17 protein-coding genes and 2 riboswitches are annotated in these 16,079 nt (G+C 46.0%); of the genes, 5 read left to right on the top strand and 12 right to left on the bottom strand.

Going from position 1 to position 16,079, the window contains the following annotated elements; all coding sequences use genetic code 11:
* Positions 1–12: 12 nt before the first annotated feature.
* Positions 13–459: a MarR family transcriptional regulator gene (locus NYE42_RS06885; protein WP_007408463.1), complete on the bottom strand. Its 447-nt coding sequence runs from the start codon at positions 457–459 to the stop codon at positions 13–15.
* Positions 460–657: 198 nt separating this feature from the next.
* On the opposite strand from NYE42_RS06885, the gene NYE42_RS06880 reads away from it, so the two are divergent.
* On the top strand, positions 658–2,175 hold the full coding sequence (locus tag NYE42_RS06880; protein WP_061046826.1) for an ATP-binding protein: 1,518 nt from the start codon (positions 658–660) through the stop codon (positions 2,173–2,175).
* A gap of 209 nt (positions 2,176–2,384) precedes the next feature.
* Here NYE42_RS06880 and NYE42_RS06875 read toward each other — a convergent pair whose 3' ends face one another.
* The 6 genes from NYE42_RS06875 to NYE42_RS06850 form a co-directional block, all read right to left on the bottom strand.
* On the bottom strand, positions 2,385–2,645 hold the full coding sequence (locus NYE42_RS06875; RefSeq protein ID WP_007408464.1) for an aspartyl-phosphate phosphatase Spo0E family protein: 261 nt from the start codon (positions 2,643–2,645) through the stop codon (positions 2,385–2,387).
* Between the two features lie 280 nt (positions 2,646–2,925).
* On the bottom strand, positions 2,926–3,462 hold the full coding sequence (locus NYE42_RS06870) for a cupin domain-containing protein (RefSeq protein ID WP_007408465.1): 537 nt from the start codon (positions 3,460–3,462) through the stop codon (positions 2,926–2,928).
* A gap of 15 nt (positions 3,463–3,477) precedes the next feature.
* Complete coding sequence (locus NYE42_RS06865; protein WP_007408466.1) at positions 3,478–4,107, bottom strand: methylthioribulose 1-phosphate dehydratase; 630 nt, start codon at positions 4,105–4,107, stop codon at positions 3,478–3,480.
* Positions 4,065–4,769, bottom strand: coding sequence for a 2-hydroxy-3-keto-5-methylthiopentenyl-1-phosphate phosphatase (gene mtnX / locus NYE42_RS06860; protein ID WP_325084015.1), 705 nt, complete (start codon positions 4,767–4,769; stop codon positions 4,065–4,067). Before mtnX ends, NYE42_RS06865 begins: the two co-directional genes overlap by 43 nt.
* Positions 4,766–5,980 (bottom strand): 2,3-diketo-5-methylthiopentyl-1-phosphate enolase, encoded by a 1,215-nt coding sequence (mtnW, locus tag NYE42_RS06855; protein ID WP_015239734.1) that lies wholly within the window; start codon positions 5,978–5,980, stop codon positions 4,766–4,768. Before mtnW ends, mtnX begins: the two co-directional genes overlap by 4 nt.
* Positions 5,981–6,061: 81 nt before the next feature.
* Positions 6,062–6,161: riboswitch (SAM riboswitch) on the bottom strand.
* Positions 6,162–6,197: 36 nt separating this feature from the next.
* Positions 6,198–7,394: a pyridoxal phosphate-dependent aminotransferase gene (locus tag NYE42_RS06850; RefSeq protein WP_160241922.1), complete on the bottom strand. Its 1,197-nt coding sequence runs from the start codon at positions 7,392–7,394 to the stop codon at positions 6,198–6,200.
* A gap of 91 nt (positions 7,395–7,485) precedes the next feature.
* Here NYE42_RS06850 and NYE42_RS06845 point away from each other — a divergent pair, with 91 nt between their 5' ends.
* The 3 genes from NYE42_RS06845 to mtnA all read left to right on the top strand — a co-directional run bounded on the left by NYE42_RS06845 (position 7,486) and on the right by mtnA (position 10,859).
* Entirely contained in the window at positions 7,486–8,265 is a 780-nt protein-coding gene (locus NYE42_RS06845; protein WP_003154702.1) for a carbon-nitrogen family hydrolase, read from the top strand.
* Between the two features lie 92 nt (positions 8,266–8,357).
* Positions 8,358–8,512, top strand: a riboswitch (SAM riboswitch).
* Positions 8,513–8,621: 109 nt separating this feature from the next.
* Positions 8,622–9,806 (top strand): S-methyl-5-thioribose kinase, encoded by a 1,185-nt coding sequence (mtnK, locus tag NYE42_RS06840; protein WP_077391931.1) that lies wholly within the window; start codon positions 8,622–8,624, stop codon positions 9,804–9,806.
* 6 nt (positions 9,807–9,812) lie between these two features.
* A complete protein-coding gene (gene mtnA / locus NYE42_RS06835) occupies positions 9,813–10,859 on the top strand; it encodes an S-methyl-5-thioribose-1-phosphate isomerase (RefSeq protein ID WP_352426846.1) in 1,047 nt (348 codons plus the stop codon).
* Between the two features lie 47 nt (positions 10,860–10,906).
* Here the strand turns inward: mtnA and NYE42_RS06830 are convergent, their stop codons facing one another.
* The 3 genes from NYE42_RS06830 to NYE42_RS06820 form a co-directional block, all read right to left on the bottom strand.
* Positions 10,907–11,026, bottom strand: a complete 120-nt coding sequence (locus tag NYE42_RS06830) for a hypothetical protein (protein ID WP_007408472.1) — start codon at positions 11,024–11,026, stop codon at positions 10,907–10,909.
* Between the two features lie 90 nt (positions 11,027–11,116).
* A complete protein-coding gene (locus tag NYE42_RS06825; RefSeq protein WP_064116113.1) occupies positions 11,117–11,614 on the bottom strand; it encodes a methylated-DNA--[protein]-cysteine S-methyltransferase in 498 nt (165 codons plus the stop codon).
* Positions 11,611–13,830: a PAS domain-containing sensor histidine kinase gene (locus tag NYE42_RS06820; RefSeq protein WP_241458166.1), complete on the bottom strand. Its 2,220-nt coding sequence runs from the start codon at positions 13,828–13,830 to the stop codon at positions 11,611–11,613. Before NYE42_RS06820 ends, NYE42_RS06825 begins: the two co-directional genes overlap by 4 nt.
* A gap of 255 nt (positions 13,831–14,085) precedes the next feature.
* Here NYE42_RS06820 and NYE42_RS06815 point away from each other — a divergent pair, with 255 nt between their 5' ends.
* Positions 14,086–15,108, top strand: coding sequence for an acyltransferase family protein (locus NYE42_RS06815; protein WP_061861412.1), 1,023 nt, complete (start codon positions 14,086–14,088; stop codon positions 15,106–15,108).
* Between the two features lie 41 nt (positions 15,109–15,149).
* On the opposite strand, the gene NYE42_RS06810 is transcribed toward NYE42_RS06815, so the two are convergent.
* Together NYE42_RS06810 and NYE42_RS06805 are read right to left on the bottom strand one after the other, a co-directional pair.
* Positions 15,150–15,320, bottom strand: a complete 171-nt coding sequence (locus tag NYE42_RS06810; RefSeq protein WP_007610936.1) for a hypothetical protein — start codon at positions 15,318–15,320, stop codon at positions 15,150–15,152.
* A 1-nt stretch (position 15,321) separates the two neighbouring features.
* Positions 15,322–15,996: a YetF domain-containing protein gene (locus NYE42_RS06805; RefSeq protein ID WP_042635144.1), complete on the bottom strand. Its 675-nt coding sequence runs from the start codon at positions 15,994–15,996 to the stop codon at positions 15,322–15,324.
* Between the last annotated feature and the right edge of the window lie 83 nt (positions 15,997–16,079).

Genomic DNA, 16,079 nt, shown 5'->3' with positions numbered 1-16,079 from the left:
TGGCTTCCTTTTTTATTTCTGATGAAAATGTTTAGCGTTTAACCCCACTCTCTTCAGCATTTCCGTACACATTTCTATCTCTTCATCACTCAACACACTGATCATTTCTTTAATTTCGTCAGCATGATCAGGGAAAATATCGTCCAAAAGACGGATTCCCTTTTCGGAAATCTGTGCGAAAGTCACTCTTCTGTCAGTCGGCGAGGCTTTTCTGATGAGAAGTTCTTTTTTCTCTAATTTGTCAACAACGTATGTAATACTTCCGCTCGCTAATAAAATTTTGTCGCCGATCTGCTGAAGCGGCTGGTTGCCTTTGTGGTACAGCAGCTCAAGCACCGCAAATTCCGTCGGGTTCAGGCCGTGCTTATGAATATGTTTATTCATATGGTCGTTAATAGATCGGTACGCACGTGACAGTACAATAAATAATTTCAATGAGTTTTCTGTTTTATCCGTCATACATTCAATCATCCTTTTACAAAAGAAACCGTTACAGAGAAACATTAATAAACAAAATGAAAAATGTCAACAAAAATGTTTCCAAAATTTCTCTTCTTTTTGTCAGACCTTAATAAAATAATTTGTTTTTCTATCATTTTGGTTATTTTTTCTTATTAAAGAAGTATAAAAATGATATAATACCTCTATTCAAGTGTAATGTTGGAGCGATGCAGAGTGAATACATTTAAAGGTGCCCGGGGAAAGATCAAGCTTTATCTCATATTGGTGATCATCCCGGCACTTATTATCAGCTTTTTCATTTATGAAAAAGAAAAGCAGAAAATAGCCGATAAACACATACAGGAAGCCAGTATGATGCTCAACCTTCACCGCAATAAGCTCAATTATTTAATCGGTGAAACAAAAGCCCGGATGACAACACTTGCGATCGCTGTCGATAAGCCTGTCAATGAAGAAAAGATCATTGACATTCTCGATCAGGCTTTTGAGGATGAACCCAGATTCAGCGGACTGTATATGCTGAATTCCAAAGGTGATGTCATCGCAAGCACGACTGATCTGAAATCAAAGGTGAATTTGGCCGACAGACCGTATTTTACGAAGGCGAAAAAGACGAAAAAAACGGTCATCACAAATGACTACTCCAGCAGAATTACAGGCCAGCGCATCTTCACGATCTGCGTGCCGGTGTTAGACGCAGAACGGGAAGTCACGGATTATTTAGTAGCCGCCATACAAGTCGATTATTTGAGAAATATGATCAATATGCTGAGCCCTGACGTTTATGTCAAGGCAACCAATCAGAATAAAGTGATATTTGCCAGCGGACGGGCTGATCAATCAGAAGGTGTGAAACCGGTCAGCGGCTATCTGGATGATATTAATTGGAATATCAATGTTTATCCGAAACCGGTTGAGCTGAATGAGCTGACCAAAAGCGTGCTGCTGCCGATGTCCAGTATTGCCGTGCTGCTGAATATTCTGTTCATCCTCGTTCAATATTATTTGCTTAAGCGCAAGACCCAGCTGGAGCGCGCTCAAAATGAAGCGCAGAAATTGGAGCTGATCGGAACGCTTGCCGCCAGCACCGCCCATGAAATCCGCAACCCGCTTACAGGGATCAGCGGCTTCATTCAGCTTTTGCAGAAAAAATACAAATCGGAGGAAGATCAGCTGTATTTCTCAATTATTGAGCAGGAGATTAAACGGATCAATCAGATTGTCAGTGAGTTTTTAGTGCTTGGAAAACCCACTGCTGAACGGTTGGAAGTGAACTCGCTGCAGGATATTCTTGATGAGATTATGCCGATTATTTATTCTGAAGGGAATCTATACAATGTGGAAGTGAATGTGGAGATTCTCGTCAATCGGCCGCTCAAGGTCAACTGCACGAAAGACCATATTAAACAGGTGATTTTAAATGTCGCGAAAAACGCGCTGGAATCCATGCAGGAAGGCGGCCGGCTGTCCATCTATTTAGAAGCCCGCGATCATAAAGCAGTCATTAAGGTGGCTGACAACGGAATGGGCATTTCTGAAGATATGCTTGAGCACATTTTTCTACCGTTTGTAACGTCAAAGGAAAAAGGCACCGGCCTCGGCCTTGTCGTATGTAAACGAATCATGCTGATGTACGGCGGTTCGATTGACATTCAAAGCGAAGTCGATAAGGGCACAGAGGTCACCATTACCCTCCCTGCCGCTTCTCGATGAAAAAAACACCCTGATCGGGGTGTTTTTTATTTAAAGAAGAGTATGTGTAAGAGGATATACCAGAGGAACGGCATCATAGCCGGCAGATAGTACGAGGCGCTTCGTGAGCCGTGCCAGCGGAAAAATGTGCTGACTGTACGCGGTCATCTTTCGGATGCGGCGCTTGATCAGGAAGCGCATTCAGTCTTCGTTATCTGTTTTATCATCCATCATTTGTTTGCTTCATATGCAGGCATGACGTCACCGCGGGAGAACAAGCCTATTTTCTTCACAAGGCCCTGTATTCCTTGGTGATGTGTACGATCACGGTTTACCAGCTGCTGATACGCGTTCATCAGACAGTCCAGTTCCTGGCTGTGCCTGATCGTGTCATATCCTGTAAACCCTTGCCTGTTAGCCGCATCTATCATCATTTTTCTTTTTTTATCAATAGATAGAAGCAATTTTTCTTGTTCAGAATAACTGCCCATTCACTTCACCCCTCACCGCTAAAAGAATAGGAAACAAGTTTGATTGGGTTATTGAGCATTATTACAGATTATACTTTATTTGTAAACATTTTTTTACTAAATAACTTATTTTTTCATTTCATATTGGAATCTTTAGCATGAATAAGAGAATAATACCCATTCGGGTAATGATATAAACAGAATGCGGCATATTCAAGAATTAAAAAACAGCCAAAGCTGACTTTATATTACAATAAAAAACCTCTCATGCCGGTGGGTGCATGAGAGGTTCGGGCGTCTATCAGTTTTGCACACTTTCATTTTCGTAAATCGGCACCCAGCCCTCAGTCGTCACGAAGATTCGGATTGCGACGACCCGGCGGTCTTCCTGAAGCGTAAAGTAGTGGCGGATGTTCTCCGGAACTGAAATCAAATCTCCCGGATTTAAACGGACGTCGAAAAATGTGCCGTCTTTGCCTTGAATGACGAAGATGCCGTGTCCGCTGACGATAAAGCGGACTTCATCATCCGTGTGGTGATGTTCTCTTTGGAAATTTTTTAATAATTCATCAAGATTCGGCGTGGTGTCTGATAAAGAAATGACATCCTGAGACTGATATCCGCGCCGGGCTGAAATGTCCTGAATCTCCGTGTCAAACGCCGCGAGAATCCGTTCTTTTTCATCTTCGGTTAGATCGTATTTTTCCGAAAGCTCAGACGGAAGTTTTTCAATGTTCCACTGCTCATAGATCACCTCTTGTTCGTCTAAGAAGCGCGCTACTTCTTCCTGATGTTCAATGAGCGTATTTTTTTCGTCATGAATTCTGATGGTCGCCATTTTCTATTCCTCCTTTTATTTTACCAGCTGCGGCCGAAGTGACAGAAGCTTGAGGTGACAGCTGAATAAAAATTCATAGGCTTCCAGCACCCTTTTCGCTTCAAATGCGGTCCGCCCCCATGCCGTAATGCCGTGATTGCGGATTAACACCGCGCCTGAGCCGGCGGCCGCATGGTGCGCGAAGTTTTCGGCCAATGCCGGGATGTGCGCCGGATTGTCAATGATCGGAACGGTCACGGACGCGTTTTCCTCCCATAATCCGAGCGCCTTAATCATCTCCTGCCCCTGAAAAGTGATTTGTTTTTCATCCCCGTAAAGCTCTGAGATGACATTATTATTGACGGTATGGACATGCAGACAGCAGCCGGCGTCTGTCTTTTGGTATAAGTAAGTATGGAGAAGCGTTTCTGCTGAGGGTTTTAAAGAATGGCCGGTCTCAGCGGGCTTCCCGTTCTCATCGATTAAGAGAAAATCTTCATCTGTTTCTTTTCGTTTGTCTTTTCCGCTCGCCGTAACGAGGAAAGTCAGCGGCGCGTCGGATACTTTGATGGAAAGATTCCCGCTCGTTGCCGGGAACCAGTCTCTTTCAGCCAGCTCGCGCTTTACCTCGGCAAGTTCGCGCCAGCGTTCTTCTTTTGCAGCCATGCCTGCACCTCCCCGATGTTTTCAATGCCTGTTTTCACCTCATGAAAATCTTGAAAAGGCAGATGCCGGAGGCCGAGTTCTTTGCATTCAGTCATTAGATAATCTCTCGCAAAGCACATATCGGATAACTTTGCAGCCTCAACATCCGTGACCGAATCACCGATCATAATGAGAAATTTCTGCTGATCGGATAGCTTTCGGATGACTGACGGTTTGCAGCAGCCGCATTGATTGGTGCAATCTCCGTCACAGGCATGCGGCCAGTCTATATGAATATATTCATTGTCAAAGGATGCATGATTGCAGAAAATCCGCTCCTTTTCTACGATCCCTTCCAAAAGCGGATGCACAAAAAAGTCCATTCCCCCGCTTACGATATAAAACGGGAGGCCGTTTGACCGGACAAACGAGACAAAATCCAAAAAGCCGTCCCGTATTTTCGCATCCTTCAGGATAAAGCCGGTCAGTTCTTCTTTTAAGCTGCTCGGCAGCAGTCCGAACATCCGGCCGACTCCTTCTTGGATTGATATGCTTTTAGACAGAACACCGTCTTTTAATTCAAGCCACTCAGGAGGCGCGAATTCTTTCATCATGCTGACAATGTTGTCGTTCATGGTGACCGTTCCGTCGAAATCACAAATAATCAGCGGTGTGCGGGTCATACGGCTTCCACCCTTCCCCATTTGTCTAATGCGAGCTGAAGATCTTTGCACGACGCGGCTTTTTCTTCAATCGGCTGCGCTTCAAGCACCGCATCAATGATGGCGCGGAACGCTTTTCCCCCGCCCTCGGCTCCTTTCGGATGGCCGTGAATGCCTCCACCGGCATTGATGATGTGATCGATGCCGAAATCGCGCATCAACAATGGCACCATACCGGGGTGAATGCCTGCTGACGGGACGGCAAACGACGGATGAAAGACATCGTCTTTTACACATTCATCATGGATTGCAAGCGCGGACTCCTTCGGAAGAGCAACGGATCCGTAAGGTGACGGAAATAAACTGAAATCAGCGCCGCAATAGCGGTTCAGCTTGCCGAGCAAAAGCGCATGCGACAAGCCGTAAACGGGAGATGATGTGAACGCGCCGCTGACTGCCGGATGCGCCATGATCGGAAGCGGGATTTCCCTGTCCTCAGCAAGGCTCTGCATCACATCTAAACCGTAAGCAAACACATTCAATAAAAGCGCGTCCGCCCCGAGTTCTGCCGCGCGCCTCGCTTTATCCCGCAATTCAGCGGTCCTTCCCGTAAGGTTTACGGCATACAGCGTTTTATGCCCCGTTTCCTCCCGGGTTTCCTTCAGGACTTGTTTTCCTTCGATAATGCGGGTTTCAAACGGAGCCAGTTCATTTTCAAAGAAAATTTCGTCATCTTTAATAAGATCCACGCCGCCGAGCGCCTGCTGTCTGAGCTGTTCTTTAATGTCGGCGAGATCCCGTCCGATCACGCCTTTAAATATGCTCATCAGAAGCGGTCTTTCAAATTCGCCCAGCAGTTTGCGGATGCCGTATATACCGAATTTCGGCCCGGGAAGGGAGCGTTTAAACCCTTCGGAAAATTCAAGATCAGTCAATTTTATTTTTCCGTCCAGTGACAGCTTTCCGAATACCGTCGTCAGGACGGCCGGAATATCTCTTGAAAAGTTCGCCTCGGGATAGGCGATGGTGATGACGGATTGTGTTTCGTTTTCTGAGGTTCCTTCTTTCTCCTCAACTTTTACGACCCGCCCTTTATGTTTTCTGAGCTGTTCCTGCTTCACCAGGGGCAGGTCAGTCCAGGAGCCTACCGTCAGCCCCGCCGCAATCTGTTCCGCCCGCTTTTCACTGTCCGTTGTGTCTGTCAGAAGATATGTTGCCAATACTTCACTCATGCGTGAACGCCTCTCTTTCTTTCGCAAAACATAAAAAAACCTCTTCCGTATGAGCAGAAAGAGGCTTCGTGTTATGTCCGAATCTTATCTCTCAGCTCCTGCTGCAAGAATTAGCACCGTGCTTTATCAGTCGGTTGCCGGGCTTCATCGGGCTCGTCCCTCTGCCTGCTCTTGATAAGAATAATGATTTTATAAAGTATTTTGAATTATCGCATTGTTATTCTGATATGTCAATGCTTTTTCGGGTGAAAAGATTCAGTTTCCCGATCCGTTCCGCAGCTTCTTTAAGTCTTTCTTCACTTGTCAGAAGACCGACTCTTATATAGCCTTCCCCCCATTTTCCGAACCCGTTTCCGGCAGCGACCGCGACATCCGCTTTCTCGAGCAGCAGGTCTGAAAACGACTGTGACGTATAACCGTCAGGCACAGGGAGCCATGCAAAAAAGGAGCCCGCCGGAGCCGTCACATCCCAGCCGATATCGCGGCAGGCTTTAATCCATGCATTGCGTCTCGATTCATATCTGTCATTTTGCGCCGCGACGCATGCCTGATCCGCTAAAAGTGCGGCTGCCGCCGCCTGCTGCGCCGCGGGAAACAGGCTGACAAACATATGATCCTGATAAAGGTTGATCGCTTCGATGACAGAAGCGTTTCCGACGGCAAATCCGACCCGCCAGCCCGCCATATTATACGTTTTGGACAAGGTATAGATTTCGATTCCCGTCTCTTTTGCGCCTTCGGTCTGCAAAAAGCTCAGCGGTTTATGCCCGTCAAAGCCGACGGCTCCGTACGCGAAATCATGAACGACACAAATGCCGTTTTGCTCCGCAAAACCGACCGTCTCCTCGAAAAACGCCTCTGTCGCCACAGCGCCGGTCGGATTATTCGGATAATTGAGATACAGCAGCTTCGCCTCGCTCCGCACCTTTTCAGGAATTACGCTGTAATCAGGGAGAAACCCTCTTTCTTCCGTCAGCGGCATCATTTCCATTCTCGCTTTTGCAAGGGCGACGCCTGACCAGTAATCAGGATATCCGGGATCAGGCACCAGAATGGTATCTCCCGGGTTTAAAAGACATTGCGGAAGCTCAACAAGTCCCGCCTTGCCTCCGAACAGCACGGCGACTTCCGTTTCCGGATCAAGCGTGACCCCGTACTCCCTTTCATAAAATGCAGCGGCTGCTTTTTTGAAGCTGTAAGCGCCCCGGAATGATGAGTATTTATGATTTTCCGGCCTTTCGACGGCGCGCTTCATTTCTTCAACGATATGCTGAGGCGTCGGCTGATCAGGGTTTCCCTGCCCTAAGTTGATGACGTCTCTGCCTTCTTTCAGCTTTTGATTCACTTTTTGCACCAATGATGCGAAAAATTGTTCCGGCAGCTGTTTGAGTACATCTGAGATTTCAAAGTTCATATTTTCACCTTCTAAAAATGTCTTGAAATGATAGTCCATCATCATATATGGTTAAATAAAAAAAGTAAAGAGAAACTTGAGGTGTTAAAAAATGAAATGGACCGTTTCCTGTTTGCAATTTGATATTTCATACGGAAATCCTTCAGAAAACTTTAAAAAAGCAGAATCTTTGATTGAGCAAGAAAGCCGCCATGCTGATGTAATCGTGCTTCCTGAGTTGTGGACGACCGGCTATGATCTCACACGGCTAGACCAGCTGGCGGATGAAAACGGCAAAGTTTCGGAACAATGGCTTAAAGAAACGGCAAAAACATACAACGTACACCTCGTTGCCGGATCTTTTGCGGTCAAAGAAGGCGAAAATGTCTATAACACTATGTACATCGCCGATAACAGCGGACAGATCGTGAAGCGGTATCAGAAAGCCCATCTGTTTCAGCTGATGGATGAACACCTTTACTTGTCAGCAGGAAACAGCGACGGTTCCTTTGAGCTTGACGGTGTCAAGTGCGCCGGGCTGATCTGCTATGATATCCGTTTCCCCGAATGGATCAGAAAGCATACGTCCCAGGGCGCGAATGTCCTGTTTATCTCTGCGGAATGGCCTCTGCCCCGCCTTGATCATTGGCGAAGCCTGCTTATCGCCAGAGCAATTGAAAACCAATGTTTTGTCGCAGCCTCTAACTGCACGGGGTCCAATCCCGATAATGAATTTGCCGGCCACAGCCTGATTATTGACCCGTGGGGCCGGATTTTAGCCGAAGGAGACCGGACGGAAGGCGCAGTCCGGGCGGAAATCGATGTGTCAGAAAGCGCGGCCGTGCGGGGAACCATTCCGGTTTTCCAAGACTTGCGGCGTGATTTATATTAATTTTCAAAAAAATGTTGACAAGAATATCCGGTACCTGCTAATATTTTCATCAACTGATTAATCCGAATTGTGATACAAATCAATATATTTTTCTCTTATCGAGAGTTGGGCGAGGGATTGGCCTTTTGACCCCAACAGCAACCGACCGTAATTCCATTGTGAAATGGGGCGCGTACATTTTGCGCCGAGACGATTGTCTCATAAGGCACGGTGCTAATTCCATCAGATGTTATCTGAGAGATAAGAGGCGGACTGCACTGTTTCAGCCTCCTTCTCTTTCAGAGAAGGAGGCTTTTTTTCGGGCGTATTCTCCGTCACGATCTCTTACTGCCACTACATAATTGGAGGGTAAATCCATGTCAGCAACTAAAACAAGTCTTTATGAACAATTAACAGAAAGCTCCGCCGCCGCGTTAGCCGTCAAGCTCGGCTTATTCCAAAACAAAAGCACTCTGACATGCCGTGAAATCGGCGACGGCAATTTAAATTATGTCTTTCATGTTTACGATAAAGAAAACAAAAAAGGACTGATTATTAAACAGGCAATCCCTTACGCGAAAGTCGTCGGTGAAAGCTGGCCGCTTACCATTGATCGGGCGAGAATCGAAAGCAGCGCTCTCATCCGCCAGGGCGAACACGTGCCGCACCTCGTTCCGGCCGTTTACTATTCCGATACTGAAATGGCCGTCACGGTAATGGAAGACCTCTCGCATTTGCGGATTTCAAGAAAAGGGCTGCTGGAAGGGCAGCATTATCCGAACTTATCGGTTCATATCGGTGAATTTTTAGGGAAAACGCTTTTTTACTCATCCGATTATGCGCTTGATGCGAAAGTAAAGCAGCAGCTCGCAAAGCAGTTTACAAATCCTGAGCTTTGCAATATTACGGAAAGGCTTGTGTTTACAGAACCGTTTCTCGACCATGAGACAAACGATTTTGAAGAGGAGCTGCGCCCATACGCAGAAAAAGTTTGGAACAATTCCCGGCTGAAAGAAGGCGCTGACGAATTGAAAGCCATCTTTCTGAATTCCGCGGAAACATTGGTTCACGGCGATCTGCACACGGGAAGCATCTTCGCAGATGAACATGAAACAAAGGTGATTGACCCCGAGTTTGCTTTTTTCGGACCGATCGGGTTTGACATCGGCCAATTTATCGCCAATCTGCTGTTAAACGCCCTCAGCCGCGACGGTGACGACAGACAGCCGTTATATGATCATACTGCCGCCGTATGGGATACATTTGTGAAAACATTCAGTGAAGCATGGGAGAAAGACTGCTTGCCTTCCCGCAGACACCTGCTGGAAGACACACTGAAAAACGCGTTTGAGGAAGCGGTCGGTTTTGCGGGATGCGAACTGATCCGGCGCACGATCGGACTCGCCCATGTGGCTGACTTAGATGAAATCACTCCGTTTGACAAACGAATCGAACGGAAGAAGCTGGCGCTTGACATCGGCGCCTATTATATCGAAAACAGAAAAAAACTGAAGCATATCACCGAGGTTCTGGACCAATTTAAGCTCCGTGTAAAGGAATGATGCAGCATGACCAATGAATTTGCCATCCCCCGTTCTGTAGAATGGAAAGAAACCTACATCCGCATTTTAAATCAGCAAAAGCTTCCCGACGTCACTGAATATGCGGAACTTGAAACAAAGGAAGATGTATTCGACGCGATTGTCACGCTGAAAGTAAGGGGCGCCCCGGCCATCGGTATAACCGCGGCGTTCGGACTCGCGCTCTCCGCCAAGTCGTTTGAAGCCCGCGACCTTTCAGATTTCCGACGTCAGTTCGCGGATGTCAAAGCGTATTTAAACAGTTCGAGGCCCACTGCCGTCAACCTCGCGTGGGCGCTTGACAGACTGACGGATTCCATCAGGGATGCGATCTCAATCAATGAAGCGAAGACAACGCTCGTTCATGAAGCCATTCAAATTCAGATTGAGGATGAAGAAACATGCCGAATGATCGGCCAAAATGCGCTGCACCTTTTTAAAAAAGGCGACCAGATCATGACCATCTGCAATGCGGGCTCGATTGCCACAAGCCGATACGGTACGGCGCTTGCTCCCTTTTACTTAGCGAAACAAAAAGACCTCGGCCTTCATATCTACGCATGTGAAACAAGACCCGTTCTCCAAGGATCACGGCTGACGGCGTGGGAGCTGATGCAGGGCGGAATTGATGTCACGCTCATTACGGACAGCATGGCCGCCCATACAATGAAGGAAAAACATATTTCTGCAGTCATTGTCGGCGCTGACAGAATTGCAAAAAACGGTGATACGGCCAACAAAATCGGAACGTACGGCCTCGCTATTTTGGCAAACGCCTTTCAAATTCCGTTTTTTGTTGCCGCACCGCTTTCGACATTTGACTTGCAGATTGAAAACGGCGATCAGATTCCGATTGAAGAAAGAGATCCGGATGAAGTCAGACAGATCTCCGGCATACGCACCGCTCCCGAGGATGTGCCGGTCTTCAATCCGGCCTTTGACATCACACCGGGCAGCCTGATTTCCGGCATTATAACCGAGAAAGGAATTGTGACCGGCTCTTACACGGAAGAAATTGAACAATTATTCGGCTGACTGCCAGCTGAGCTGAAAAACCGCTGATGATATTGCCTCAGGCAATGTCAGCGGTTTTTTTGTCTGCACAATGTAATCACTTCATCTTTTTGGACGGCTGTAATGAGATGCATTTTAAAAAACAGCTCTGCATAACCGGCTATCTTTTGCGGACGGCTCATTTTCATCAGGCTTCGTCCTCCTTTTTCATCAGACCAACTTTTTTCACTTAATAAAATGATATGTCGGACGTGAAAAAACGGAACGTGCCATACGCTTTATTTTTCTTTATAGGATATTTGTTCGATGTTCAGCAGCACCGCTTTTACATCCGTCTTCGTGCCCGCGTATCCCGTTAAGGCGCTGTTTTTGCCGATTACCCGATGGCACGGGATCAAAATGGGCAGCCGGTTTCGTTTATTGGCTTGTCCGATGGCGCGCACCGCTTTCGGTTTTCCGATCGCTTCAGCTATATCGCCGTAGCTTCGGGATTCCCCGTAAGGAATCATCGTCAGCGCGTTCCATACCCTTTCCTGAAAGGGTGTGCCTTTTTGTCTCAGAGGCAGAGAGAATTGCTTTCTTTCTCCTGAAAAATATGATGCCAGCTGCTGTTTCGCCTCCGACAGCAAAGCGGTTTCGCACGGCTTTACGCCGGGCGCGTCTTTCCGCCATTCCTCAAAATCTTCCCCGGTGAGAAACAGGCCGGTAATAAAGCTCTCTTCCTCTGTTATGATGACGGTTCCAAACGGCGCTCTCACACTTGTAAAACAGATCATTCCCCGCTCCTTCTTTCTTCGGTATTCTGCCGGATCGGAAGCGTCAAATGAAAAACGGTGCCCTTCCCTTCTTCACTTTCCACATGAATGCGTCCCTGATGCTCTTCGATGATTTTATAGCTGACCATGAGACCGAGACCCGTTCCCCTGTCTTTTGTCGTGTAAAATGGTTCACCCAGACGTTTTAATTTGTCTTCGGAAATGCCTGTTCCTTCATCTTGAATAGAAATCAAAATGTGGTCTTGATCAGAAGACTGAATGGTCACGTAGATATTGCCGCCGCCCGGCATGACTTCAATGGCGTTTTTTAAAATATTGATAAACACCTGTTTTAATTGATTCGGTTCACAGTAAATCGGCGGGATGTTTCCGGTCAGGTTCAGATGGATCTGCACATTGACAAGATTGGCCTGGGCATTCAGAAGATCAGCCGTGTCTTTCATAATCTGCGTCACGTCTTTTTCTTCATATAATATCGCCTGGGGTTTCGCTAAAATTAAAAATTCAGTGATGATAGACTCGATGCGTTTTAATTCTGAGGTAATGACGTTAAAGTACAGAGAATATTCGCCTTCAATGCTTCCTTGAAGAAGCTGAATGAACCCTTTCAGCGCCGTCATCGGGTTTCTGATTTCGTGGGCGATGCCCGCCGCCAGCTCCCCTACAACATGAAGAGTGTCGGATTTCCGCAGCCTCTCTTCAAGCTCTTTGGCCTCTGTGACATCTTTAAAGATGGCCAGATTCATATTTTGAATGATATTTCTTTTGAAGGAGAATTCCAGTTTGCGGCTGTCGCTGCTGCTTAACAGGAAGGGGATTTCATTATCCATTCCTTCTAAATCAATCTTTCTGGCGGGAACACCCGCGTTTTCAATATCAAATAAAGAAAGAATATCCGGAACGGTGTACGCTCTCAGCTCCTCATCCGGCATACCGAGTATACGGCTTGCGAGAGGATTCGCGTCAATAATGCGGAATTGGTTGTCAAATAAGACCTTGCCGTCCATTGAGCCGTTGAATACTTTTCTGAATTTCAGCTCGCTTTCCCGCAATTCTTTTTCCATCCGCTTACGATCGCTGACATTTCTTAAAATGGTTAAATGCTGACCTTCAAGTATGGTTCGTTTTGATGTGAATTCCAGCTCTTTAAATTGGCCGTTTGCCATCTGAAACAGCATTTCTTCACGGATTTCCCCGTATTTTTCATATTTTTTCTTAATCTGCTTATATTTTTTCTGCGGATCAACGATAAACGTACATAAATTCGTCTCCACCAGCTTATCCATCGGCAGTTCGAAAATGCGGCACGCCGATTCGTTTGCTTTGGCAATCTTTCCGTCATCAGACCAAATGACAATCGCGTCCATGGCGTTTTCAAAAATTTCGCGGAATCGCTCTTCGCTTTTGAAAAGTTTCAATTCCATCAACCGTTTCTCTGTTATGTCCCTCATAATGGACATGTAGAACCCGCTGATTAAGTTGGACGTAATCGTAAATTCAAACAGCTTCTCTTCGCCCGACCGAAGCTTGACGGGCAGTTCTCCTTTGGCGTTTCCTTTTCTGCGGAGGGTTTCCCAGATTTCTTTCAGATGCTTTTTGTTTTCTCCGTCGGTAAAATGGCGGAGCGACAGATGGGACAATTCATTCTGGCCGATCTCAAAACTTTTGCAAAAAGAGAGGTTCGCATCAATAAACCCGCCGTCCTTATCAAACAGCACGATGCCGTCGACAGCCCTGTCAAACAAATCTTTAAACAGCTGCTCGTTCATGGAGAATTCGCGCTCTAATATTTTTTTAGAGGAGATATCCCTCATCACCACAAAAAAATAATCCTTCCCAATTCCGTCTCTGGCGAGGAATTCAATGTATTTCGTCGCGCCGCTGTCAAGCTTAATCGGCACCTCTTTCCACAGATGGCCTTTTTTTAAAAACTTTTTCACGGCCTTATTCAGTTCTTCCTGAGGCACGGAATATAAAAAATCCAGGACGGAGCGGTTAATGAGGCTCTCTGCCTCAATCTGCATCATCCGGGCCGCAGCCTCGTTCGCCTGGACGATTTTCATTTCCTTACGGCATATAAAAATGGCATCAAGCGTGTTATTCATAATCACGTGATACCGGTTCAAATCACTCTTCAGGCGGTCATTTTCCTCTTTCATCCGCTTCAGCTGCTCTTTCAGCGACTCGTTTGTTTGCAAATCCAGAGTTTCAGCCATTCAGTACACTCCTTCTTCAAAAACCTATCCTTCAATATTTCTACAAAATACCTCATCTTCCTTCATTCGCCCTATACATTTCAGAAAATTTCAATGATATGACAAGTTAAAGTCTTTTTCTACGATCCTTACCTCCCCATTACATCATCCTAACAATCCCTTTTGTCCTCCTTCAATTTTTTGTTTTTTATTTTAAAATGAACACCAACAGGAAATAATCATGCAGTGGATGATTTTTGAAGAGAAGGTGATGCTATGACAAAATCGCGAGACAGTTACTTTGACAACGCCAAGTTTATCTTGATTTTTCTGGTGGTGTTCGGCCATATCCTCCGGTCATTTATTAACGGAAATGAGTTTATGCTCCATCTCTACAAATTCATTTATACTTTTCATATGCCGGCCTTTATCCTGGTTTCCGGCTATTTCGCAAAAAACTTTAAGCGGAAAGGTTATGTGAAGAAGCTGGCTGTGAAGCTGATTATTCCGTACTTGATTTTTCAGGGCATTTACTCAGTTTTTTACTATTTGATTCAGGATGAAAGCATGGCAAGCGTCAATCCGATTGATCCGCAGTGGTCTCTCTGGTTTTTAGTCAGCTTATTCTTTTGGAATCTGCTGCTTTACCCCTTTACGAAGCTGCCGAAAATGTGGGCGCTTGGGGCGAGCTGCGGGCTTGCCGTCATGATCGGGTATCTTGATTTTATCAGCAGCACGCTGAGTCTTTCACGGACGTTTGTTTTTCTTCCGATGTTTCTCGTCGGGTTTTATTTAAAGAAACGGCACTTTGATTTGCTTCGGGCTAAAAGAGGCAGGCAGATTGCCGCGGGCGTACTGGGGATTGTTTTCCTCTTATGCTGGTGTATTGATTTTGATTACTCGTGGCTGTTCGGATCGGAGCCTTATTCTACATTCGGCACAGTGTCGCTGTTGAGCGGTCTGTCGCGCATCGGCTGGTATGTTTTGGCCTTTGCCGCCACTTTCAGCTTTTTGGCGCTCGTTCCGCAAAAGCGTTATTTCTTTACGAAATGGGGCACGAGAACATTTTACGTGTATCTGCTGCATGGATTCATTATAAAAACGCTGCGGCAGATCGGGCTTGAAGATCACTTGTCTGATTATCAGAATTTAGTCATGCTCTTAATGTTAACGGCCGCTCTTACGTCCATTCTCTCCAGCAATGCGGTGAAAACGGCCGCACAGCCGTTTATTGAGCTGCGGATCACCGGCTGGCTTGAAGCGGTGAAAGGAACAAGAAACGGTGCTTATTCGAAATAATGCAAAATACCTCTTAAGCGTTATCGCCTAAGAGGTATTTTTTATTGTTTGCCGTCTTCTTTTTTCTTTGGCTTCGTCTGTTCAAGCGTTTCAATCCATTTTCCGGCGTTATAATCACCGAGCTCGCTTGCAAACTCTTCTTCAAGCAATTTAGGGTCCATCGGCTTTTTATGGTTTTGCATGTCTTTGCTGTGGCGGTTTTTTTTCGTCATGTTACTCGCCTCCTTGTTTGCCGTGTTTTGATTTGCGGTTTGCGCCTCTCAGTCCGGGATCACCGTCATATTGTGTTTTGTATGCATCTTTGTCCATGCTCTCAGTCGGTGTGTTGTTGTTGGTCAAAGCTTCATTCTTTGCTGCTTTGCGTTTCATTTGATTTCCTCCTTCTGTCAGCAAATCTGTTTTGAATTCATCAAGCATTTTTTTCAAGTCGCGCACTGTCACGTTTTTGGCCTCATCAATGAGTTCATAGCCGATCTGTCCGTTCGGCTCAAGCAGCACATATTTAAAATCTTGAATGTCTCCGAGGCCTTCCTGCCTGATCCTCATTGACAGCTGAGCTTCGGTAAAACGCATTTTTTTTAAGTTTTCCGGGATGATTTTTCCGTTTCTGACAACGGCGACGGTTTTTCCTGAAAATAAAAACTCAAAAAAGCTTGATTTGATTTCTAAATATTCCATCAGGATTAATACCGCAATAAAAATCGCCGCCGCGAAAATAGTTTCCCATAAATTATGTTCAATAAACGGCTGAATAATAATCGAGCCGATCGAAATCATGATGACTGTCTGGGTCACCGACAGCTGGCTGATTGATTTCCGTCCGGCAATCCGCAATAAAAAGGTACCGACCGCTATCATAACTACCGACTTCCAAAATACGGTAAACAATGGCGTCACCTCTTTACAAGTAGATTCTCCAAAGAAACTGTTTCCACTCATCCATTTTACGGCAATAAAAAACACCGCTTTCT

Origin of the sequence: Bacillus sp. FSL K6-2865 (genome assembly GCF_040311405.1) — a bacterium.
GTDB lineage: Bacteria > Bacillota > Bacilli > Bacillales > Bacillaceae > Bacillus > Bacillus velezensis.
Note: the sequence above shows the minus strand (reverse complement) of the source record. Positions and strands in the feature narration are given on the sequence as shown.

What these genes read in the sequence shown, in the direction of transcription:
- NYE42_RS06885 (WP_007408463.1), bottom strand. Translation starts at nt 459, where the DNA reads ATGACGGATAAAACAGAAAACTCATTGAAATTATTTATTGTACTGTCA.
- NYE42_RS06880 (WP_061046826.1), top strand. Translation starts at nt 658, where the DNA reads ATGTTGGAGCGATGCAGAGTGAATACATTTAAAGGTGCCCGGGGAAAG.
- NYE42_RS06875 (WP_007408464.1), bottom strand. Translation starts at nt 2,645, where the DNA reads ATGGGCAGTTATTCTGAACAAGAAAAATTGCTTCTATCTATTGATAAA.
- NYE42_RS06870 (WP_007408465.1), bottom strand. Translation starts at nt 3,462, where the DNA reads ATGGCGACCATCAGAATTCATGACGAAAAAAATACGCTCATTGAACAT.
- NYE42_RS06865 (WP_007408466.1), bottom strand. Translation starts at nt 4,107, where the DNA reads ATGGCTGCAAAAGAAGAACGCTGGCGCGAACTTGCCGAGGTAAAGCGC.
- mtnX (WP_325084015.1), bottom strand. Translation starts at nt 4,769, where the DNA reads ATGACCCGCACACCGCTGATTATTTGTGATTTCGACGGAACGGTCACC.
- mtnW (WP_015239734.1), bottom strand. Translation starts at nt 5,980, where the DNA reads ATGAGTGAAGTATTGGCAACATATCTTCTGACAGACACAACGGACAGT.
- NYE42_RS06850 (WP_160241922.1), bottom strand. Translation starts at nt 7,394, where the DNA reads ATGAACTTTGAAATCTCAGATGTACTCAAACAGCTGCCGGAACAATTT.
- NYE42_RS06845 (WP_003154702.1), top strand. Translation starts at nt 7,486, where the DNA reads ATGAAATGGACCGTTTCCTGTTTGCAATTTGATATTTCATACGGAAAT.
- mtnK (WP_077391931.1), top strand. Translation starts at nt 8,622, where the DNA reads ATGTCAGCAACTAAAACAAGTCTTTATGAACAATTAACAGAAAGCTCC.
- mtnA (WP_352426846.1), top strand. Translation starts at nt 9,813, where the DNA reads ATGACCAATGAATTTGCCATCCCCCGTTCTGTAGAATGGAAAGAAACC.
- NYE42_RS06830 (WP_007408472.1), bottom strand. Translation starts at nt 11,026, where the DNA reads ATGAAAATGAGCCGTCCGCAAAAGATAGCCGGTTATGCAGAGCTGTTT.
- NYE42_RS06825 (WP_064116113.1), bottom strand. Translation starts at nt 11,614, where the DNA reads ATGATCTGTTTTACAAGTGTGAGAGCGCCGTTTGGAACCGTCATCATA.
- NYE42_RS06820 (WP_241458166.1), bottom strand. Translation starts at nt 13,830, where the DNA reads ATGGCTGAAACTCTGGATTTGCAAACAAACGAGTCGCTGAAAGAGCAG.
- NYE42_RS06815 (WP_061861412.1), top strand. Translation starts at nt 14,086, where the DNA reads ATGACAAAATCGCGAGACAGTTACTTTGACAACGCCAAGTTTATCTTG.
- NYE42_RS06810 (WP_007610936.1), bottom strand. Translation starts at nt 15,320, where the DNA reads ATGACGAAAAAAAACCGCCACAGCAAAGACATGCAAAACCATAAAAAG.